We start from the raw sequence: 21,458 nt of genomic DNA on the forward strand, positions 1-21,458 counted from the left end.
CGGAGCGAAGGGAGCGGAGTTATCCCCGCAGTGTGAAGCCAAGACCACAAAAGTATGCAGTGCAAAAAGCCAATAAAAACAATGCCAGTCAGGCTTAACTGACTGGCATTAACCCGTCGGGTGGCTCTTTTTTTATTGCGGATTATCCTGCGTGTTACCTGATCTCCGGTCAGGCTATCTCCATCTCTGGCTGTGGTGTCGAGGTGTGTTGGCTGGTCAGTTTGTCGATGCGCACCGCAGCTACCTTGAACTCGGGGATCTTGGCGTGGGGGTCGGTGGCATTGATGGTGAGCCGGTTGGCCGGGGCTTCGGCGAAGTGGAACGGGATAAAGACTACACCCGGTTGCATCCGTTTGGTGACGAAGGCGGGCAGTTCGATATGGCCACGGCGGCTGGTGACCTTCACCCGCTCGCTGTTGCTGATGCCCATTCGCTCGGCGTCCACCACGCTCATCATGACTCTTGGGCCAGCCAGCTTGTCGAGCCCCCTAGTCTTGCGGGTCATGGTGCCGGTGTGGAACTGCTCCAGCAGGCGGCCGGTGGTGAGCACGATGGGATAGGTCTCATCGGGCAGTTCGGCGGCATAGCGGAACGGGGTCGCGACCATCTCCCCCTTGCCACGGGTGAACTGCTTGCCGTGGAGCAGGCGAGTGCCTTCGGGCGCCGCGTCGTTGCAGGGCCACTGCAGCCCTTGCACTCCCACCTTGTCCCACTGGATGCCGGCGTATTGCGGGGTGACCCGGCAGATCTCGGCGGTGATCTCCTGCGGGTGTTGATAGCGCCAGTCGCCACCCATGGCGTTGGCGATCTGTTGGATGATCCACCAATCCTCCCGCGCGTCACCCGGCGCCTTGAGGGCGGGGGAGATGCGCTGCACCCGCCGCTCGGTGTTGGTGAAGTGGCCGCTCTTCTCGGCAAAGGAGCAGGAGGGGAGCACCACATCGGCGAGCTGGGCGGTTTCCGAGAGGAAGATATCCTGCACCACCAGAAACTCCAGCTGCTTGAGCCCTTCGATGACGTGATGCTGATCCGGATCGCTCAGCACCGGGTTCTCTCCCATCACGTAGAGCCCCTTGATGCTGCCCGCGCAGGCGGCATCTATGGTCTCGGTAAGAGTGAGGCCGGGCGTACGCGGCAAGTCCGGTTGCTGCCAAGCTACTGCGAAACGGGCATGTACCTCTGGGTTGGCCACCTTCTGATAGCCGGGCAGGCAGTTGGGCAGCGCCCCCATGTCACAGGCACCCTGCACGTTGGATTGGCCCCGCAGCGGGTTGATACCGCCCCCTTCGATGCCGATGTTGCCGCACAGCAGTTGCAGGTTGGCGATGGCGCGCACGTTGTCGTGGCCGGTGGTGTGCTGGGTGATCCCCATGGAGTAGTAGATAGCTGTGCGTTCGGCGGTGCCGATAAGGCGCGCGAGCTCGATCACCTGCTCGGCCGGTACGCCGGTGACGAGGGCCACCTTGTCCGGGGTATAGACCGGGGAGAGCACCTCCGCTTGCAGCGCCTCGAACCCTTCCACTCGTGCGGCGATATAGGCCTTGTCGTGCCAGTCGTGCTGGATGATCTGCTGCATCAGGCCGTTGAGCAGCATCACGTCGGTGCCGGGGCGGTGGGCCAGATAGAGGCTGGCGTAGTCGGCCATTTCGATCCGCTTGGGATCGGCCACTACCAGCCGCGCCTTGCCCGTGGTGACGGCCCGCTTGATATGGGAGCCGATGATGGGGTGGGCCGCCGAGGTGTCGGAGCCGATGATGAAGATGAGATCCGAGTGGTCGATACTCGGGATGTCGTTGGTCATGGCGCCGCTGCCGAGCGACGCCTCCAGCCCGGTGACGGTGGAGGCGTGGCAGAGCCGCGCGCAGTGATCCACGTTGTTGGTGCCCAGCTCCCGGCGCATGAACTTCTGAAACAGGTAGTTCTCTTCGTTGGTGGTTTTGGCCGACGAGAAACCCGCCAGCGCATCGCTGCCATAGTGCTGGCGCAGGGCGGTGAAACGCTCGGCCACCAGGGCGATGGCCTCCTGCCAGCTGGCGGGCACCAGCTCGCCATCCTTGCGGATAAGCGGGGTGGTGAGGCGCTCCTCGCTCTGGATAAAATCAAAGCCGAAACGTCCCTTGACGCAGAGCAGCCCCTGATTGACCGGCGAGTTGCGATTCCCCTTCACATAGCGGATGCGGTTGCGCGCCTCATCGACGTAGAGGGTGACACCGCAGCCGACCCCGCAGTAGGTGCAGATGGTATTGACCGGCGTGAGCAGTTCGGTGCGCCCCTGTGACTTGTCGCGGGCATCCACCAGGGCCCCGGTGGGGCAGACCTGTAAGCAGGCGCCGCACTGCACGCAGTGGGAGTCGCCCATCGAGAGTCCCGTGTCGAACTGCGGCCGGTTCGAGAGGGTACCATCGTTGTTTTTGGCAAAGCGCAGCACCCCCTGCACTGCTTGCTCACCACAGGCCTGCACGCACTGGCCGCAGCCAATGCAGCGGTTGGCATCGAACACGATAAATTCGCTGCTGTTATCCACTGCAAACTTCTGGCACTGGCTGGTATCGAGAGCGCTCTGCTCGACCTTGTATTCGGTGGCGTAGTCGCGCAGTGCACAATCGGTGTTGGCCTGACAGCCGCACTCGAGGCAGCGGCTGGCTTCGCTGCGGGCATCGGCATCACTCAAACCGCGCTCCACCTCGGCAAAGCTGCCCTCGCGATCCTGTTCTGCCAGATGGGGCATGATGGTGCGGGCGACTTTTTTCAGGTGAGCAAACTGGGCGGGATCGACCTGCTTGAGTTTGGGGGCCTTGCAGGCGTTGAAAGGACGAACCGGATCGATCATGTCACCGTGAAGGAACTGGTCGATGGCCAGCGCGGCCTTGCGACCATCGGCGACCGCTTCGATGGCGGTCGCAGGCCCGCGGCGCAGATCGCCGATGGCGAACAGGTTGCCGTGGCCGCTGTGCATGGTCTCGGGGTGGGACTCCAGCGTCTGCCAGCGGGTGAAGGGGAGGGTGAGGGGCTCCCCTTCCATAAAGCTGAGATCCGGCTGCTGCGACACTGCCGCAATCACGGTATCAAACTCTTCAAGGAAGAACTCGCCGGTGGGCTCCGGGCGGCGGCGACCGGAGGCGTCCGGCTCGCCGAGGGCCATCTTCTCGAGACGCACCTGACAGACGCGACCACGGCTATCCGGCAGATTCTCCACCGGATTGGTCAGCATCATGAAGCGCACCCCTTCCTGCTCCGCCTCGTCGATCTCATACGCTTCGGCGGGCATCTCGGCGCGGGTGCGGCGATAGATAAGGGTGGTCTCGGCGCCCAGCCTGACCGCCGTGCGGGCGCAGTCGATGGCGGTATTACCACCCCCGATCACCGCAACCCTCTTGCCGGTGGTGAGCCGCTTGGCCAGCATCTGATCCTTGAGGTAATCGACCCCGAGATAGCAACCCGCCAGGGTGCTGCCCGGGTAATCCATCGGCACCGCCTTGGAAGCGCCGACGGCCAGACAGACCGCATCATAGTCGCGGCACAGCGCCGAGAGGGTGATCTGGTGGCCCAGTCGCTGCTGGGTGTGGATCCGCATGCCACTCTGGCACATCAATGCAATCTCCTGATCGAGGATCGCCTTGGGCAGCCGGTATTCGGGGATGCCGTAGCGCAGCCAGCCACCCGCTTCGGGCATCGCCTCGAACAGATCGACCTCGAACCCCTCGTAACCCAGATAGTAACCGCAGGTGAGGCCGCCCGGGCCGCTGCCGATAATGGCAATCCGCTTGCCCTTGGCGGGCTTCTTTGCCGGTTGATAGGGGGCAACCTCGGCCAGATCGAAATCGGCGGCGTGGCGCTTGAGCTGACGAATGGCCAGCGGCTCATCCACCAGCGCGCGGCGGCACTCCGCTTCACAAAAAGCGGGGCAGACCCGGCCAATGGAGAGGGGCATCGGCAGGGTCTGCTTGATGACGGCCATTGCTGCCTCGTGCTCCCCCATGGCGATGTGATGCAGATAGGATTGAATGTCCACTCCGGCCGGACAGGCGCGCTGGCAGGGGGCTTCACAATCGGCGTAGTGATCTGCGAGGATGCGGCCGAGCGCCTGCTGGCGGTGCGCGCGCAGGGTATCGCTTTGGCTGGTGATCACCATCCCTGCCACGGGGCGTGTCTCGCAGGCGCGGCGGATGCCGAGACCGGCAATCTCGACCACGCAGAGATCGCAGGGCGTCTTGGGGCCGCTGGTGTTGTCACCGCACAGGGAGGGGATATCGATCTGGTGCTGTTTGGCTATCTGGAGCAGGGTTCTGGTCGGGTCAACCGTCAACTGAGCCCCATCGAGGGTGATGGTGATCATGGCGTCATAAACTCGCTTTCAAGGCGCAGAAAATGCTGCATCTGGCGGAGCCAGCAGGGGAAGCGACAGGGAGGCCGCTTGCTATACGCTCACCATAACAAAGATTATTTACAACTTTATTTGATTTTAGACAGCTTATTGTTCAAAAGGGAAAACGATTTCAGGTTGTCTTGTCTACCTCATCGGCACGGCGCATCGTTGAGAACTATTCCTGTTACAGCAGGCGATTCATTGTCTTATTGTCAGTTTATGCGTCTGGCAGAAGAGAGGCCGCTCTCGCTCGCGGTAGGCGTGAACCGCCAGTAGCACCATTTGTGATGCAACTTATTTTGCATAAATGGTGACTCTGATGAAGGCATGCAGAGCAAAGGGGGTGGGTGGCACTCGGCTGGATAGACGGTTGCTGGAGAAGGGGCGGGCATGCGTGAGTGGCGAGCCCGACACAAAGAAAATGGCCACCTTTTCCAAGGCGGCCATTCACGTTACCGGTCGGTGCGCTGTTGGCCCAAAGGGTTGGTCGCAGGAGATCAGCCGGATATCAGGGTCGGCAGTCGGGCTTGCCAGATCTGGTGCCAGTGCTGCAGTTCGCTGCGCGGCATCGGGCGGGCGGTAAAGAAGCCCTGACAGATATCGCACCCCAGCTTGGCCAGCAGTTGCCAGGTCTGCACATCTTCCACCCCTTCGGCGACTGATTTCAGCCCTAGCTTGCGGGCCAGCTCGATGCTCGATTCGATAATGGCCAGACGGGAGGGGTCGGCATAGCAGCGATCGACAAAAGATCGATCAAGTTTGAGCTCGGTAAACGGCAGCAGCGCCAGCTGCTGCATCGAGGAGTAGCCGGTACCGAAGTCATCGATGGAGAGGCCAAAGCCGTGCATCCGCAGCCGGGTCAGCACCTCCAGCGCCTTGCCGATATCCTCGACAAACGAGCTTTCGGTCACCTCCAGGGTAATCAGCTCGGGATTGACGCCCCAGCGCTGGCACTGGTTGATCAGAAAGTGGCAGAGGTCTCCCTCAATCAGCGAGGTGGTGGAGAGGTTCATCGACAGATTGAGGGAGAGACCGGTCTGTCCCCACAGATGGCAATCCTGCAGCGACTTGTTGATGATGACATCGGTCAGCTGATCGATAAGGCCGTTGTTTTCCGCCAGCGGGATAAACATGCCGGGGGAGATCAGCCCGTATTCCGGATGCTGCCAGCGGGCCAGCGCCTCCATCCCCACCCACTGGCCGGACGCAAAGCCGACCTTGGGTTGATACCAGGGCAGCAACTGGTCGTTGTCGAGGGCGCGTTTGAGCTCGTCCACCGAGAGGACGAGGCCATCGTCCTTGCCCGAGGGGGCCGACTTGGGTGCCCAGGAGTCGATCAGCTGGCGCAGTCGCTGCGGGCTGGAGGGTTTCTCGATGCGACCCAGCACATGGAGGCCATAGGCCGCGCTCATCCGCAGCACAGCCTCCACCACGTCATCTTCCAGCGCGCTGGAGAGGATGATACCGCCCCGAAAGCCACCCAGCGAGAGGCGGCGCAGCAGCGCCATGCCATCCATGCCGGGCATTCGCAGATCGCAGAACAGGATGTCGACAGTGTGGCTCTGGCACAGCGCCAGGGCTTCGATGCCGTCTGCGGCCTCCAGCAGTTGCTGATAACCGAGCGCCCGGATCTGGTGCATCAGGGTCTTGCGTTGAAACCCGTGATCTTCGACCACCATGATGACCAACTCGTCTGCCGTTCTACTCATCGAGCCACAATCCCATTTCACGTTCAATATTGTTCATCTGTTCTTCCACTCTCTGTGTCAGCAGCGCGAGCTCGCTCAACTGTTTGAGGCGGGCCGCCGATTCCAGTTGCGCCGCCTGCTCGGCCAGGGAGAGCTCCCCGACCATTCTGGCTGCCCCTTTGATGCGGTGGGCGATCTCCACCAGCTCCTGGCTATCATCGGAGGAGAGCGCGCTCATCATAGCGTGGCAATCTTTCCGGTTGGAGGCCAGATACTCCCTTGCCATGCTTTTGGCAATCCCTTTATCGCCAAACAGATCTTGCCAGCGACCGATCATGTCGAGATTGATGGCCTGTCGTGCGGGCACTCTCTCTATGATCGTAGTCGCGGGCAACCACCGCAGCAGCATCTGGCGCAGTGACTCCAGCGAATAGGGTTTGCACAGCATGCCGTTCATGCCGGCTGCCGTCATATTGGCTGCCGCCTCCTCCGAGGTATCGGCGGTGACGCCGATGATGGGGGCTTGCTCCCCTTGTTCCCGCAGGCGGCGGGTCAGGGTGTAGCCATCCATGTGCGGCATGTGGCAGTCGGTGATCAGCAGGGCGAAATTCCGGGTTTGCCAGGCGCGCAACGCCTTCTCGCCATCTTCCACTACCTCGCACTCCACCCCCAGGATCGCCAGCTGACGGGTCAGCAGGGCGCGATTGACCAGATGGTCATCGGCGACCAGTACTCGCCCGACCAGTTTTTCGATGCTGGCGGCATGGGTGGTCACGGCTCGCCCGGTGATCAGCTCGCGGCAGCTTTCGATCAACAGATCCGGATAGAGGGGGGATTGGCCGAGGCGCCACCAGTTCTCCGAGCCTATGCGTCCCCGCAACGCTTCGCGGGGGGAGAGGATGACCCCCTTGAGAGTGCCGGACTGCAGCAAGGTGTGCCAATCGCTCCCCAGACTGGACTCCAGCGCGGCCTCTTCCGCCAACAGCAGGCCGTCGAGATCGGCGGTGAGCTGGTGGATATCGAGGGGGCTCAACCGGGCGCCGAGCCGTGCCATGGTGGCCTGCAAGGCGGCATCGCTACCCAGCCACCACCATTCGCTGCCCGCCAGTGCGGGTGGTTCCCACAGGACATTGAGCAGCGGGATGCTGAAGCGGAAACAGGCCCCTTCACCGAGCTGGCTCTTGACCGTCAGGGTGCCGCCCATCTTCTTCACCAGCTGATCACAGATGGCCAGGCCCAGACCGGTGCCACCAAAGCGGCGATTGATATCTGATTCCACCTGCTCGAACGGGGTAAAGAGCAGCGCTTGCTTCTCTTCGGCGATGCCGATGCCGGTATCTGTCACCGCGATAACCAGCTGCTGGTCGTGACAGCTGACCTGGATCGAAATGGCGCCCTGCTCGGTGAACTTCACCGCATTGTTGAGCAGATTGGAAACCACCTGGCCCACTCTGACCGGATCGATATCGGCCAAGTCGGGGAGTTGATCCTCCCACTGGAGCGTGACCTTCAGCCCCTTGCTGTAGGCCAGTGCGGCATGGCCGCGGATCACATCGCACACCACTGGTTGCAGACGGCAGGATTGGCGATTGAGGTGCAGCTGACCCGCCTCTATTTTGGAAAAGTCGAGGATATCGTTGACCAGATAGAGCAGGTGGTTGGCCGAGCTCTCCACATTGCGCAGCAGATAGCGCTGGTCATCATTGAGCTCACTCATGCGCAGCAGCTCCAGCATGCCGTGCATGCCCGAGATGGGGGTTCTCAGCTCATGGCTCATGGTGGCCAGAAAAAGGCTGCGAGCCTGCATCGCCTGCTCGGCCGCGGCGCGCGCCTCACGCAGCTCATGCTCCTGTTGCTTGATAGCGGTGATGTCCTGCACCACGCCATTGAGCAGGCGATCATGGCCCTGTTGCGCCACAAAGTTGCCGCGGATCTGGATATAGCGCTCCCCCTGAACAGAGGGCACCAGCACCTCCATATCGAGCGGCTCAAGGGTTTGCGCATGTTTGGCCACCTTATCGATAAAGGTGGCCATAGCCTCATCGTTCAAGCCGAGGATCACGCCGCCAGACTCGGCTGCCATCAACTCTTGGTGGGTCATCCCGAGAATGTCGCTGGCCCCCTGGGACAGATAGAGGAATTTCCCCTTGCCGGCCCCTTGCCAGAGATATTGATAGACCAGACCCGGCATGCTGTCGGTGATGTCCCGCAGCCTGCCCTCCACTTCCCGCACCTTGTTTTCGGCGGCCTTGAGGGCACTGACATCGGTCAATACCGTCAGCACCCCCTGAATCTCGCCGTCTGCTGCGCGATAGGGCAACTTGACGTAGACCACGTGAAGGGGCACATCTCCCTCGCGCTGGGTATAACCCGATCCTTGGAAGATCTCGCCGGTTTCCCAGACCGCACGCTCCTCGCGCAACATCTGTTGCCGCTCGTCCTCGGTCATATAGCCCCAGCGATCACCTTCTTCCCCATCACCGACAAACAGCTCGCGGTATGCCCGGTTGCTGAGGGTCAGGCGATGATCGCGATCCCGCAGCGCCACCATATTAGGCAGGGAGTCGAGCAGGGTCTGGATGAACACCAACTGTTCATTGAGCGTCTTCTCGGCCCGTTGTCGCTGCACGATCTCCCGTTTCAGGGTACGGTTCCAGGCCCAGAACAGGGTAAACAGCAGGGTGGCAGTTGCGCCGCTCATTACGAACCAGAACAGCACTGTTTCGTTATTGATGCCGGTCTGCACGCTCATGGAGAGCCAGCGTCTCTCCACTTTATTGAGCTCCTCCGGCGGTATCGAATAGAGCACCTTGGTGAGGATCCGCTGCAGCATGGGATCTTTGCGCGTGGCCATGGCGATCGGCAGGCGCAAGTCTTTGCCGGCATAGACCACCTGATAGCGTTCGCTCACCCGCTTGTTGATGGATGGCAGGGTGACCATCACGTAGTCGGCATCGCCCGTGTCCAGCAGTTCCAGCAAGCGGTTGTCATTGTTGACCTCTACCGGATAGGCGCCGATGTGGGTCAGTAGATCTTTATCAAGCGAGCCATGCACCATGCCGACCCGTTTCCCTCGCAGCAGTGAGAGATCGGTGATATCGGCACTGCGTTTGGGGGCAATAACGACCCGATCGACAAACAGATAGCCGGGGGTGAACAGCGCAAACTGGCCGCGATCGTGGTTGGGGGAGATGGCTGGAATAAAATCGATCTGCCGCAGCTTCAGCATATTCTGGGTTTCACCCCAGCTATTGGTGCGAACCAGAGAGAACTTCAGCCCGGAGACTTGCTGCATCAGCGCCATCAGGTCCGCCACATACCCGACCAGTCGGCCCCGGTAATTGAATTCGCTCATGGAGGTCCAGTCCGGGGAGACGCCGTAAGTGAGCTCAGGATGCTGGTTGAGCCACTCCTGCTCCTCAGGGGTAAACTGCACAGACTTCACCGCTCCTGAGTCCGCATGTTGGCTAGTCGTGGTAGCTGCCAGCATATGACGACGATCTTCAACCGGTATCTCGTTGAATGCCTTGCTCACCAGGCTGACCAGTGCCGGGTCGCTCTTGTGCATATTGATAGAGAGAGACGTGCCGCTTACCCATTTCGGAGTGGCAATGGTGAAGCCAGCCTTGGGGTGCTGATCTTTCATCATCACCAGTGACGGCATGTCGGCAAGATAGGCGTCAGCCATGCGCTTTTTGAGCATAAAGGCTGCTTCGCTGCGACTCTCTGCCTCGGTCACACGGGGAAATCCCAGTTTTTTCAATTCACTGCAAGCATTGACTCCCGTGACACAGATCCAGTGCAAACCATGGGCATCCTGTCGTGACAACTTCGTTTTGCCATTGTTGAGCAGCACGCCGCGCGGCATGGAGAGCAAAAACGGGAGGGAGACAATATTGGATCGCCATTGTTCGCTTGGCTGGTCGTTCACCAGTATGTCGATTGCGCCGTGGCCAAGCCCGGTTAGCGCATCCACGTAGGAGGGGTAAACCTTGTAGCGCAGGGTCAACCCGAGCGTTCTGGCAATCTGCTGCGCAATGTCGGGGACTGGGCCGGTAAAGCGTTGATCTGCATCCTTATAGCTGTATGGAGGGTCACCCATCATCGGCATGCCGATGACCAGCTCCTGGTGTGATGACAGCCAGGCGCGTTCAGACAGATCAAACTCGTCTTCATTCAGACTGGTAATGGCGTGCGCCGCCACGCCCCAGAGCAGTAGCAGGAGAAACAGGAATAGACGATCACATTGGCGGAGCATCAGAAGGAATCCAACAGAATTGGGCGCATATTGTAAGTGCATTAAAATGCAGCGGCCAACATCAATTTACTCAATATTGCGCCGCGACATACCTGCCTGCTGCAAGCTGAGCTGAGCTGAGCCTGGCTGGTAAAGACAGAAACAAGATCATCATCACTTATCCGGCGACCAAGAAGGGAACAGGTTACGCCGTAGCCAAGATCTAGTTGGTGCTTAGTGAGCGAGCCACCAGCGAACCTCATCAGCGAAATCACGTGGCCTGCGACATCGCCCCTCTAATTGAAGGGGTGTCACTTCCGACAGCGCAGCTCTTGGCAATGGCGGCAGAGCGTACCTCTTGGGAGAAGGCGATGGCGGCTCACGTGTACTGTCTGCAAGAGCGGCGGCGGTAAAAAGCCTCCAGGGTTGGTCCGTCGTCGGCTGGCAGAAGGGGCTTGTTACGCCTAAATGACACTCGCAGGCTTGGCCGATCGTGAGAAAGTTGCCAAAAGGGTGACGCCCCCCCCTGCCACAGATTAAAATGCCATTTTTCTCGCAAGTTGGCGGCATGAACCAAGTGACACAAAAGAATAGCTATATCGCACTTTACACCTTGGCAATTTCAGGCTTTATAGTTTTCCTTTCATATATTTGGCAGGGCAACAAAGGATTTAATCTATGGGATGAGGGTTTCCTTTGGTATGGCGTCCAACGTGTCTTGTTGGGTGAGGTTCCAATTCGGGATTTCATGGCCTATGACCCCGGGCGATATTATTGGACGGCTGCGCTCGTAAGTCTGTTTGGCGACAGCGGTATCATGAGCTTGAGGGTTGCAGTAGCCGCATTCCAGACGCTGGGATTGTTTGTTGGGCTATTTTTAATAGCACAATCACAGCGACTAAAAGGCAAGGGTGATGTCGTTTTTATTCTTCTTGCAGCAATAACTCTGGTAGTATGGATGTTCCCTCGGCACAAGCTTTTTGATATTTCTATATCCATTTTACTTATTGGAATTCTTGCTTATCTTATTTCAAATCCGGTTTCAAAACGTTACCTGGTGGCAGGCGCTTGCGTCGGATTGATTGCTGTTTTTGGTCGAAATCATGGGGTTTATGGTGCATTAGGTAGCCTCGGTGTTATCGTTTGGCTCTCGATAAAAAATCAGTCAAATATCGGTTTTATAAAAGCGGTTGTCTTTTGGGGGGCGGGTGTGGCGATAGGTTTTGCACCCATCATCTTGATGATGCTTCTTATACCCGGATTCGGTGTTGCTTTCTGGGAAAGTGTTCGATTCTTGTTCGAACACAAAGCAACCAATCTACCTCTACCGATTCCATGGCCGTGGACAGTTAACTTTTCTACAGCCCCATTTGGTGAGGCCGTGCGAGGAGTTTTGATTGGGCTGTTTTTCATCGGAACCCTCGTGTTTGCTGGGCTTTCCTTAGCTTGGGTTGTGTACCGAAAATTCAGAAACGAGGCAGTATCCCCGGTGTTGGTTGCATCGGCGTTTCTTGCCCTCCCTTACGCTCACTATGCTTTATCACGAGCTGATGTTGGCCACCTAGCACATGGTGTCTTTCCTCTGATTGTTGGTAGTTTCGTTCTGCTGTCCCTTTACACAGCACGGCTCAAATGGTCGCTCGCTCTGGTGCTCTGCGGGTCAAGCTTGTGGGTAATGCACATTTTTCACCCTGGATGGTATTGCCTTGCGAGCAAACAATGTGTATCTGTCGAAATTTCCGGAAGTCAGCTTAAAGTTGACCCTGAAACAGCGAGCGATATCGCGCTACTTCGAAAGCTTGCCGAGGAGTTTGCTCCAAATGGGCGAAGTTTTATCGTGACACCATTTTGGCCTGGCGCATATGCCTTGCTAGAGCGCAGCTCGCCGATGTGGGAAATTTATGCCCTTTTTTCACGCCCTGAGGCATTTGAACATCGAGAAATTGAGCGTATCAAGGCCGCGAATCCGGGTTTTATATTCGTTTTTGACTTGCCGCTTGATGGCCGTGAAGAACTGCGATTCAAAAACACACATCCGTTGACTAATCAGTTTATTCTGGATAATTTTGACCCGATAGAAGTCTCTCAGAACCCTGCTTACCAAATTTTCAAAGCCCGAGGCAAGAGGTAATGAAAAAAGTCGCCATCTTGCAGTCCAACTACATACCGTGGAAGGGTTACTTCGACATGATTGCTGCTGTCGATGAATTCATTCTTTACGACGACATGCAGTACACGCGCCGCGACTGGCGCAATCGAAATCAAATCAAAACGCCCCAAGGGGTTCAGTGGCTCACGGTTCCTGTTCTGGTGAAAGGTAAGTACCACCAAAAAATCAGAGAGACTGAGATTGATGGCACTGACTGGGGGGCTGCACATTGGAAAGCATTGGCGCAGAACTATCGCCGAGCCCCCCATTTCTCGGAAATCGCTTCATGGTTGGAGCCGCTGTACCTTGAACAGAGCTTCACTCACATTTCGCAACTCAACCGTCGCTTTATCGAAGCTATCTGCAATTACCTGGCAATAAAAACCGCCATTACAAGTTCTTGGGATTACACGCTTCTTGATGGGAAGACGGAGCGGCTTGCAGATCTGTGTGTGCAAGCTGGTGGCACCGAGTATATTTCAGGACCGGCAGCCAAGGACTATGTCGATGAAAAGGTTTTTTCGGATCTGGGGATTAAGCTGACCTGGTTCGACTACGCCGGATACCCCGCGTACCCACAGCTTTGGGGCGAGTTCACTCATGGCGTCTCAATCCTTGATCTTTTGTTTAACTGTGGCAATAACAGTCCTCGGTACATGAGGTATGTGGCATGAAGCTTTCAATAGTTGCAACCCTCTACCAGTCTGCTCCTTATATAAGCGAGTTTCACGAACGTGCGAGCGCTAGTGCAAAGCGGATGGTTGGAGACTATTATGAAATTGTGCTTGTGAATGATGGATCACCAGACAATAGCCTGGACTTGGCTATCAGACTCACCGAACAGGATTCACATGTTGTTGTAGTTGATTTGTCCCGTAACTTTGGGCATCACAAGGCGATGATGACTGGATTGGCACACGCCAAAGGAGAGCTGGTTTTTCTCATCGATAGTGACCTGGAAGAGGATCCAGAGTGGCTTGAGGCGTTTGCGCGGCAGATGAACCAAGAACGCTGTGATGTGGTTTACGGAGTCCAGGAGCGCAGAAAAGGAAACTGGTTTGAGCGTTGGAGCGGTCAGTGGTTTTATCGCTTCTTCAAAGCGTTAACGGGACTGGCGCTACCAGAAAACGTAGTGACCACTCGGCTGATGGCGAGGCGCTATATTGATGCGCTGTTGTGTCATCAGGAGCGCGAGGTTTTTATGGCGGGCCTGTGGCACATCACCGGTTTCGACCAGCGCCCTCAGGTAATTAAGAAGCACCATACCAGTGAAACCACTTACACCTTCCGCCGGAAGATGTCATTGCTGGTCAACTCGGTGACGTCATTCAGCAATGCTCCGCTGGTCAGCATTTTTTACATCGGCGTAGCGATCTCGCTGTTTGCTCTAGCTTACATCGTGTATCTGGTTACGCACTGGCTATTCCTTGCAAAACCCATGAGCGGATGGACATCAGTCATGGCCTCTATTTGGCTCCTTGGAGGCATGGTCATCTCTTTTATCGGTGTCGTGGGTATCTACCTATCCAAGATATTTTCTGAAACCAAGCAGCGCCCATATACCATCGTGAGGCAGATTTATGCAAAACAACAAGACTAGTCTGCTCGACGAGGTTGCAACTTATTACGCTGAAAAACTTGCAGAACATGGCGATACGCCTCGTGGAGTCGACTGGAATGGTGAAGAAAGCCAGATGGTCAGGTTTGCGCAATTGTGCAAAATCATTGACTCTAAGTCGCCAAATTTTTCCCTGAACGACTTGGGTTGCGGCTACGGCGCCTTACTCGATTATCTGCGAGACAAACACGCAAACTGCACATATTTTGGGGTGGATGTTTCCCAAGAAATGATCAAGGTGGCAGAGCAACGGCATGCAACTACCGATCAAACTCGTTTCATCACCGCGGCAGAGCCAAACGGAGTAGCTGACTATGGCTTGGCAAGTGGTATCTTTAATGTGCGACTGGGGCGCTCGGATGCAGAGTGGTTTGATTATCTGCAGGCTACCTTGGACGTTCTTGACCGAACCAGCAGTCTTGGATTCGCGTTCAACTGCCTGACCTCATACTCAGACGAGGATAAAAAGCGCGACTATCTCTACTACGCGGATCCATGTCGCTTGTTTGATTTGTGCAAACGCCGCTATTCCCGCCAGGTCGCATTGCTTCATGATTATGGACTTTATGAGTTTACGATTCTGGTGAGGAAGATACCATGAAAAAAACGCTTGTAATTTTTGGCTCTGGCGATATAGCGCAACTCGCACACTACTACTTCAGTACGGACTCCAATTACGAAGTTGCTGCCTTTACGGTAGATGCAAACTACATCAAGGATACTGAGTTTTGCGGTTTGCCGGTTGTCGCGTTTGAGGATATCGCTAAAAACTATCCGCCCGATTCCTATGATTTTTTTGTTGCACTGAGTTACTCGAAGCTGAATGCAGTCCGTAAAGAAAAGTTTCTCGCTGCAAAAGAGATGGGTTACAAACTGGCGAGCTTCATCAGTTCGCGTGCAACAGTGCTCAATGAAGGAAGAATCGGCGAAAACTGTTTCATTTTTGAAGACAACACCATTCAGCCGTTCGTCAAGATAGGCAACAACGTGACTTTGTGGAGCGGTAACCATATTGGCCACCATTCAGTAATTCTCGATCACACCTTTATTGCATCGCATGTAGTCATCTCGGGTGGGGTAGAAATTGGTGAGCAGTGTTTCGTTGGCGTGAACGCGACATTACGTGATCACATCAAAATCGGGGATAGATGTGTTGTCGGTGCTGGAGCGCTACTGCTCGCAGATGCGGCACCCGAAGGGGTCTATATTGGCACAGCTACCGAGCGTTCAAAGGTGCCCAGTACAAAGTTGAGGGGCATATGAAACACTACTGGAGAAAGCTTGGGCAGATTTATTGTCCGTCAGGTCAAAAAGAATGGATGTACTCTCATGCTGCTGTGCCTATTGCGGAGCATATCGAAGGGGATTTGTTTAAGATCTATTTCAGCTCAAGGAATAAAGATAATCAAAGTTTTACCGGGTATCTATTAATAGACATAACCAGACCACAGGAAATCCTTGAGTTATCGGATAGTCCTGTGATCGGCCCTGGTGCTTTAGGTGAGTTCGACGATAGTGGAGCGATGGCCACTTGGCTTGCCCAGCACGATGGCAGGCGATTTCTCTACTACATCGGATGGAATTTGGGTGTGACTGTGCCATTTAGAAATTCTATCGGTCTCTCTATAAGCGAGCATGTTGGGGATTTCAAAAAGTATGCCCCAGGTCCAGTTGTTGATCGTTCGATGACTGAACCTCACTTTGTTGCCAGTTGCTGTGTATTGCCTGATCTTGACAAATGGCGCATGTGGTATCTCTCATGCACCGACTGGAAAATACGAAATGGAAAACCTGAGCACCGATATCACATTAAGTATGCTGAATCAATCGATGGGGTTTCGTGGATACGGGAAGGGGTTGTGGCAATAGACTATTCTGATGACTCAGAATATGCCATTTCCAGACCTTCTGTTATTCGCGACGGGGGCTGCTGGAAGATGTGGTTTTCTCATAGAGGGTCTGCATATCGTATTGGTTATGCTGAGTCACTAGATGGTATCCACTGGCAGAGGCTAGACGCCGATTGTCAAATTGATGTGTCGGAGTCCGGTTGGGATTCTGAAATGATTGAGTATCCTTTTGTGTTTGACCATGATGGATCTCGATATATGCTTTACAACGGCAATGGTTACGGGAAAACAGGGTTTGGTTTGGCTGTTCTTGAGGGGGTCTCATGAGTCGCTATTTCGACTACCTGTACATCTTTGCTACTTTGGGTTTCACAGTTTATGGACAGATAATTCTCAAATGGCGAATTGCACAGTTTGGTTCGCTACCCTCAGAGTTGGTAGATAAGCTCAAATTTCTACTCGGGCTTCTCTTCGATCCGGCGATATTTTCAGGTTTCGCAGCTGCATTCTTGGCATCTCTTGCATGGATGGCTGCTATGACGAAATTTGATTTGAGTCATGCCTACCCCTTCATGAGCCTAAACTTCGTCGTAGTTTTGCTGTTAAGTGGCTGGCTTTTAAGTGAACCCATGAGCATGCAAAAAGCACTAGGGGTTGGATTGATTGTTCTCGGGACGGTGGTAGCGGCTCGTGGCTAATTCAAATTTAACCGAAATCACCCCCCAAAAATATCAGTTTGCCCTAGATTTTTGTGTTTCAGCTACTTTTGTCCTTGCCATTTGCTTCCTCTTTGAGCCACGGTGGGAGACCAACGATGACGTAGGCATGTCCATGGTTGTGCACGGCTATGGCATTGCAGCAGTCGGAATGCCGAATTTGCTTTTCTCCAATGTCATTTGGGGGACTTGGTTCGGGCGCTCCCACAAATAAACGGCGTGTGGGGTTATTCCATAGCAACCATTGGTGTACTCGTCATTGTGTAGGGACGGTTGTTCTTCGCGCTTTGCGACAACTATCTTTTGGGTGGTTGGTGTCGTTATTTGTTGGCACCTTTATGGTCATCAGAAAAGTAGGCAAGCACTCTTCATCGGGGGTCTTCTGGCTTTCTGTGGTTATCTCGTTCGCAGTCATGAGTTTTGCTTGTCCTGCTCATTGCATCGCCTCTTTTGCCGTGGAATATATTGTCCAAAGACCGCGCTGGGCAAATCGCTACGGTCACTCTTTTGTTGGCGATTGGCGCAGCTTCCTTTTTTGATTACAACGCTTACCAAGACGATGCTTAGCTGCCTTTATTGCATTAAACTCTGCTCGCACGCCCATTACTGATTTGGCGCAGACGCTCAACTGAAGAAGCATCCAGAAATTCTTGCTCGACAGGCCTACACAGTGAATGATATTAGCCTTATCCTTGTTATTATTAATGGTAAATCGTAAACTGTTCTTGACATGGATTCTTTGCCTCGCAGCGTTTTTTGCGATAGGCATGCTGGGGCGACCAGGGGGCTTCCGAGTCTATATTCCTGTAATCTCTTTACCCTTCATTGCGTCTCTTTTGGCACGGGGCTCGGGGCACGAGGGATTCTACGCTGGCGCTTAGTGCAAGGTGTGATAGTGGTCGTCGTATTGTTTAATGCCACAGCCGTTTTTTCTGAGTCAAAGACCAGACAACTGGCTGCCCATCAAGTACAAGAGAATCTACGAGGATTCCCTAATGAAACTGTAGTGGTCTGGGGGGGGATCCTTTCCTTTTGAATCGGTATTCCCAGTTCTGAAAAGTATAGATTCAAACCCGCCTTATAGACTTTACACCTTAGGGGGGCACGCACGCCCCGTTTTCTGCTGCCTATGGTGAGATGGATTTAGGAAGGGGGATGATAACTCGACTAATTTCAGAAAATGGAATTCCTATTATTGAAAATGAACAACGATTTGAATTATTGACTGTTGATTGCAAAGAACATTGGAACGGTGATTTAATTGAGCTTGCTTCACAAGAATATGGGTCACTTAAAGTAAGCTGGCATCGATGTGCAACCAAGGTGACACAGTGATGAAGCTTATTTTTCGTGGAGCACATATTTGCTACACACTCCTTTTTCTGGTGCTTGTTTGGCCGTATTGGCTTGGTGGAGATGTAATTGCACCTCATCGACAGTTATCCGAGTTGGCGTTCGCGGATAAAATGGGAGCTAAGCAAATGGAAAAACGTAAATTTAGTCACTTCACTAATGGTTATATTCCAGAAATTTCCGAACATCTGAACGGTGCGCGATCCGGCTGGTTGACGCTGTGGATCAACCAAAGTGAGCTTGGTCGCCGGGCCTACCAGATATCAGGTCTTAGTCCTACCTACGTGTTGACCGGATTGCTGTCTAATGGCACTGATAGCCCTTGGAAGTACATAACGATTTTATCGTTGGGAACTTGTTTCCTCGCCGGTTTATTCATCTTGTTGTTTGCCAGAGAAGCTGGCTTAAGTCCTTTATCGGGATTGATTGCGGGGCTCGGACTTACGGCATTTCCGTTGTTCATGTACTGGCTGACCTTCCCCATGCTCCCAGCCGTATGGTGCTGGGCAGCGGGGGCATTGTGGGCTGTTACTCGTTTGGCGAAATGCCCAGATATTTTGGGCTGGGGAGTGTTGGCGTTCAGCGGCTACAGTCTACTGATGACTGCGTACCCGCAGCCGGTTGTCTTTAATGCCTACTTGCTGGCTGGCTATGGTCTCTGGTTGGCATACCATCAGGCACACGTTAGACGACTTGAATATGCCAAATTTCTTACTCTTGCTGCATCTGCCCTAGTTGTTGGAGCCGCGCTCGCTTTTCCTGTTTATCGAGATTTGTTCATCCTCTCGTCCGAATCTGCACGAGTTACACCCGAACACTCGCTTTTCACGATTGTGCTTCCAAAGTTAGGGGTAATCTGCCGCCCGGCAGCCGCCATGCTGTCGCAGCCCCAGGAGGCTCAGTTTTGTCTCCAAACCTGAACGCCACTCTTGGTCTTGCCTCGGTGCAAAGCTATAACAGCCTCTCTTCCACCCGTTACCACACCCTGCTCAAATCGCTTAATGGGGAAGTACAGACATATGTTCGCTGGAACGGAGCCATTTCACCAGACTATTCTGGTGGGATGTTTTGGATGAGCAATATCAGTCTGATCCTCTCGCTGGGAAAACTGGTCCTTGAAAATCTGGAGTCTTTAGGCGAAGAATCGGGCATCCACCTTTACCGAGTGGTGCCTCAGATGGGCGAAAACTTGCAAGTAGTGCCGCCGCAGCTTGATATGAGCACGACAAAACTGCTGCTCGATGACCCGAGAGGCATGGTTACGCCCCCCCCCCCTGTCAAGATTTTGGAACAGGGTGATGTTTTCGAGTTTGAGGTAAAATCCTCCGCACCATCTCTCTTTTTATTGAGCCAGAAGTTTCATCGCGACTGGGAGGTGCTAGCAGAAACCAGTCACGGTTGGCAGGCCGCGCAGACTGTGGAAGTCAATGGAGTGTTTCAGGGCGTGTTAGTGCCTCAAGAAACTCGCCGAAAACGTCTCGAATTCAAGCCTCTTGCCTGCTATGCCGCCTGGATTACACATGTTTTCTGGTTACAGTTTATCTTGCTGGCAAGAGTTAAGTCCTAGCAGGGGTATAGAAGAAAGGTCTTGGAGAGAGTATGAAAAAGACAAACAACCGCATCCCGTTCAACTGGCCTCATATGACAGGCAAGGAGTTGTACTACATCGCTGAAGCGCATTTCAATGGTAGCTTGGCAGGCGATGGGCCTTTCACCAAACGCTGTCATGCATGGCTGGAGGAGCAGACTGGATGTAATAAGGCTCTGCTTACTCACTCTTGCACGGCGGCACTCGAGATGGCTGCTTTATTGCTGGATATTCAGCCCGGCGACGAGGTCATCATGCCGTCATACACCTTTGTATCTACCGCCAATGCCTTTGTGCTTCGTGGTGGGGTTCCCGTGTTTGTAGATATCAGAGAAGACACTCTGAATTTGGACGAACGGCTGATTGAGTCCGCCATTACACCACGTACCAGTGCCATTGTTCCCGTGCATTACGCGGGAGTGTCGTGCGAGATGGATGCGATTATGGCCATCGCCCAGAAGCATGAATTGAAGGTCGTTGAGGATGCAGCCCAGGGGGTGATGTCAACCTACAAAGGGCGGGCCCTCGGCAGCATTGGTGATCTCGGAGCTTACAGTTTCCACGAAACAAAAAACGTGATCTCAGGAGAAGGCGGTGCGCTGCTCGTCAATAGCCCCGACATGAGCCTTCGCGCCGAGATCATCCGCGAAAAAGGTACCGACCGAAGTCGATTTTTCAGGGGAGAAGTCGATAAGTATACTTGGCAAGAGGTGGGCTCGTCGTTCTTACCCGGGGAGCTGATTGCTGCTTTCCTTTGGGCGCAACTTGAGGACGCGGATCGAATTACCCAAAAGCGGCTGGCTAGCTGGCAGCGTTATTATGAGCTTCTGGAACCCCTTGAAGCTAAGGGAATACTTAGGCGACCGATTGTTCCAGATGAATGTGAACACAATGCCCACATGTTCTACGTTCTTCTAGCGCCGGAGTTCAACCGTCAAAAGGTCCTTGATTCGTTCAAGCGAAATGAAATCTGGTCGGTTTTCCACTACGTACCGCTTCACTCATCCCCTGCCGGGAAGCGTTATGGTCGGCCGCATGGCGACTTGGATGTCACGAATCAGCAGTCTGAAAGGTTGGTCCGCTTACCGCTGTGGGTTGGCTTGTCGGATGAGCAGCAAGACCGGGTTGTGGAGGTACTTTGTAATGCTGTTGCCTGTCAAAGTTTGGCTTGGCGATGATTTTGTTCGGTGGGATACTTCAAGTTATCAGCTATCATATTTCGTCTTGACTTGTAGAACTCGGCAGTCGATGACACTAGGCACTCGTTTGCATAGGCTTCGATGTCGCACTGGCGATAGATGACTTTGCCAGGCAGCCGGATGTAGTTTGGTACGGTACCGTTCGTGCGCCAGCGTTCAAGGGGCGCTGTTGACAAGCACCAGCGGTCGGCAAGCTGCAGTTGGTCAAAATGGGTGGTGGGGGTCATAGTGAACTCCCTGTGGTGAATGGGAACCCATGAACGCTCTGTTTCGGGAAGATAGGCAAGTCCTGCGGGTGTTCTGGGAAAGTTTTGAGGTAGGATGCGGCTCGGTCAAACTTTTCGCATCTGTACGCAAGATCAGGCGTATCCTGCTTTGCATACTTTCATACTACTGTCCGGTGACGGGCGAGCGTCCCACGACCAAACGTTTGGAAAGGGCCACCTCGTAAGAGGTGGCTTTTTTTAGGCTATTGTCCCGTCCTGAATATGGTTTACACCTTTCCCCCCAATAAATGGAGAACCCGATGGGACAAGGTGTGAAACGGACACAGCGCGATTACTCGCTGACTTTTAAACTGGCGCTGGTCGAGCAGATTGAAAAAGGCGAGCTCACCTACAAACAGGCTCAGGTGCGTTATGGCATTCAGGGCCGCTCCACCGTTCTGGTATGGTTGCGTAAACATGGTCGGCAA

Annotated in this window: 14 protein-coding genes and 1 pseudogene; 11 read left to right on the forward strand and 4 right to left on the reverse strand. The window is 54.7% G+C overall.

What is annotated here, in order from left to right:
- Positions 1–169: 169 nt before the first annotated feature.
- From fdhF to ACB035_RS20030, 3 genes are all read right to left on the reverse strand, one after another.
- Positions 170–4,336 (reverse strand): formate dehydrogenase subunit alpha, encoded by a 4,167-nt coding sequence (gene fdhF, locus ACB035_RS20020; protein WP_371167988.1) that lies wholly within the window; start codon positions 4,334–4,336, stop codon positions 170–172.
- 527 nt (positions 4,337–4,863) lie between these two features.
- Positions 4,864–6,075, reverse strand: coding sequence for an EAL domain-containing protein (locus ACB035_RS20025; protein WP_005353540.1), 1,212 nt, complete (start codon positions 6,073–6,075; stop codon positions 4,864–4,866).
- Entirely contained in the window at positions 6,068–10,312 is a 4,245-nt protein-coding gene (locus ACB035_RS20030; RefSeq protein ID WP_371167989.1) for an ATP-binding protein, read from the reverse strand. Before ACB035_RS20030 ends, ACB035_RS20025 begins: the two co-directional genes overlap by 8 nt.
- A gap of 547 nt (positions 10,313–10,859) precedes the next feature.
- Between ACB035_RS20030 and ACB035_RS20035 the strand changes: the two genes are divergently transcribed.
- The 10 genes from ACB035_RS20035 (at position 10,860) to rffA (ending at position 20,743) form a co-directional block, all read left to right on the forward strand.
- Positions 10,860–12,422, forward strand: coding sequence for a hypothetical protein (locus tag ACB035_RS20035; protein WP_371167990.1), 1,563 nt, complete (start codon positions 10,860–10,862; stop codon positions 12,420–12,422).
- Entirely contained in the window at positions 12,422–13,114 is a 693-nt protein-coding gene (locus tag ACB035_RS20040; protein ID WP_371167991.1) for a WbqC family protein, read from the forward strand. Before ACB035_RS20035 ends, ACB035_RS20040 begins: the two co-directional genes overlap by 1 nt.
- A complete protein-coding gene (locus ACB035_RS20045) occupies positions 13,111–14,040 on the forward strand; it encodes a glycosyltransferase family 2 protein (protein WP_371167992.1) in 930 nt (309 codons plus the stop codon). Before ACB035_RS20040 ends, ACB035_RS20045 begins: the two co-directional genes overlap by 4 nt.
- Complete coding sequence (locus ACB035_RS20050) at positions 14,021–14,659, forward strand: methyltransferase (RefSeq protein WP_371167993.1); 639 nt, start codon at positions 14,021–14,023, stop codon at positions 14,657–14,659. Before ACB035_RS20045 ends, ACB035_RS20050 begins: the two co-directional genes overlap by 20 nt.
- A complete protein-coding gene (locus ACB035_RS20055; RefSeq protein ID WP_371167994.1) occupies positions 14,656–15,321 on the forward strand; it encodes an acetyltransferase in 666 nt (221 codons plus the stop codon). The genes ACB035_RS20050 and ACB035_RS20055 overlap by 4 nt, the downstream gene beginning before the upstream one ends.
- Positions 15,318–16,235, forward strand: a complete 918-nt coding sequence (locus ACB035_RS20060) for a hypothetical protein (protein ID WP_371167995.1) — start codon at positions 15,318–15,320, stop codon at positions 16,233–16,235. The genes ACB035_RS20055 and ACB035_RS20060 overlap by 4 nt, the downstream gene beginning before the upstream one ends.
- Positions 16,232–16,606, forward strand: a complete 375-nt coding sequence (locus ACB035_RS20065; protein WP_371167996.1) for an EamA family transporter — start codon at positions 16,232–16,234, stop codon at positions 16,604–16,606. The genes ACB035_RS20060 and ACB035_RS20065 overlap by 4 nt, the downstream gene beginning before the upstream one ends.
- 1,352 nt (positions 16,607–17,958) lie before the next feature.
- Complete coding sequence (locus tag ACB035_RS20070) at positions 17,959–18,897, forward strand: hypothetical protein (RefSeq protein WP_371167997.1); 939 nt, start codon at positions 17,959–17,961, stop codon at positions 18,895–18,897.
- Complete coding sequence (locus ACB035_RS20075; protein WP_371167998.1) at positions 18,882–19,544, forward strand: hypothetical protein; 663 nt, start codon at positions 18,882–18,884, stop codon at positions 19,542–19,544. Before ACB035_RS20070 ends, ACB035_RS20075 begins: the two co-directional genes overlap by 16 nt.
- 32 nt (positions 19,545–19,576) lie before the next feature.
- Positions 19,577–20,743, forward strand: coding sequence for a dTDP-4-amino-4,6-dideoxygalactose transaminase (gene rffA / locus ACB035_RS20080; protein WP_371167999.1), 1,167 nt, complete (start codon positions 19,577–19,579; stop codon positions 20,741–20,743).
- Here rffA and ACB035_RS20085 read toward each other — a convergent pair.
- Positions 20,722–20,991, reverse strand: coding sequence for a hypothetical protein (locus ACB035_RS20085; protein ID WP_371168000.1), 270 nt, complete (start codon positions 20,989–20,991; stop codon positions 20,722–20,724). The genes rffA and ACB035_RS20085 overlap by 22 nt on opposite strands.
- 299 nt (positions 20,992–21,290) lie before the next feature.
- On the opposite strand from ACB035_RS20085, the pseudogene ACB035_RS20090 reads away from it, so the two are divergent.
- Positions 21,291–21,458 (forward strand): annotated as a pseudogene (locus ACB035_RS20090) (IS3 family transposase); the annotation flags it as partial.

The sequence above is a fragment of the Aeromonas sp. S12(2024) genome (genome assembly GCF_041402305.1).
Taxonomy (GTDB): Bacteria; Pseudomonadota; Gammaproteobacteria; order Enterobacterales; family Aeromonadaceae; genus Aeromonas; species Aeromonas veronii.

Excerpts from the sequence above, each read along its gene's own strand:
- fdhF (WP_371167988.1), bottom strand. The coding sequence starts at position 4,336 with ATGATCACCATCACCCTCGATGGGGCTCAGTTGACGGTTGACCCGACC.
- ACB035_RS20025 (WP_005353540.1), bottom strand. The coding sequence starts at position 6,075 with ATGAGTAGAACGGCAGACGAGTTGGTCATCATGGTGGTCGAAGATCAC.
- ACB035_RS20030 (WP_371167989.1), bottom strand. The coding sequence starts at position 10,312 with ATGCTCCGCCAATGTGATCGTCTATTCCTGTTTCTCCTGCTACTGCTC.
- ACB035_RS20035 (WP_371167990.1), top strand. The coding sequence starts at position 10,860 with ATGAACCAAGTGACACAAAAGAATAGCTATATCGCACTTTACACCTTG.
- ACB035_RS20040 (WP_371167991.1), top strand. The coding sequence starts at position 12,422 with ATGAAAAAAGTCGCCATCTTGCAGTCCAACTACATACCGTGGAAGGGT.
- ACB035_RS20045 (WP_371167992.1), top strand. The coding sequence starts at position 13,111 with ATGAAGCTTTCAATAGTTGCAACCCTCTACCAGTCTGCTCCTTATATA.
- ACB035_RS20050 (WP_371167993.1), top strand. The coding sequence starts at position 14,021 with ATGCAAAACAACAAGACTAGTCTGCTCGACGAGGTTGCAACTTATTAC.
- ACB035_RS20055 (WP_371167994.1), top strand. The coding sequence starts at position 14,656 with ATGAAAAAAACGCTTGTAATTTTTGGCTCTGGCGATATAGCGCAACTC.
- ACB035_RS20060 (WP_371167995.1), top strand. The coding sequence starts at position 15,318 with ATGAAACACTACTGGAGAAAGCTTGGGCAGATTTATTGTCCGTCAGGT.
- ACB035_RS20065 (WP_371167996.1), top strand. The coding sequence starts at position 16,232 with ATGAGTCGCTATTTCGACTACCTGTACATCTTTGCTACTTTGGGTTTC.
- ACB035_RS20070 (WP_371167997.1), top strand. The coding sequence starts at position 17,959 with ATGAAGCTTATTTTTCGTGGAGCACATATTTGCTACACACTCCTTTTT.
- rffA (WP_371167999.1), top strand. The coding sequence starts at position 19,577 with ATGAAAAAGACAAACAACCGCATCCCGTTCAACTGGCCTCATATGACA.
- ACB035_RS20085 (WP_371168000.1), bottom strand. The coding sequence starts at position 20,991 with ATGACCCCCACCACCCATTTTGACCAACTGCAGCTTGCCGACCGCTGG.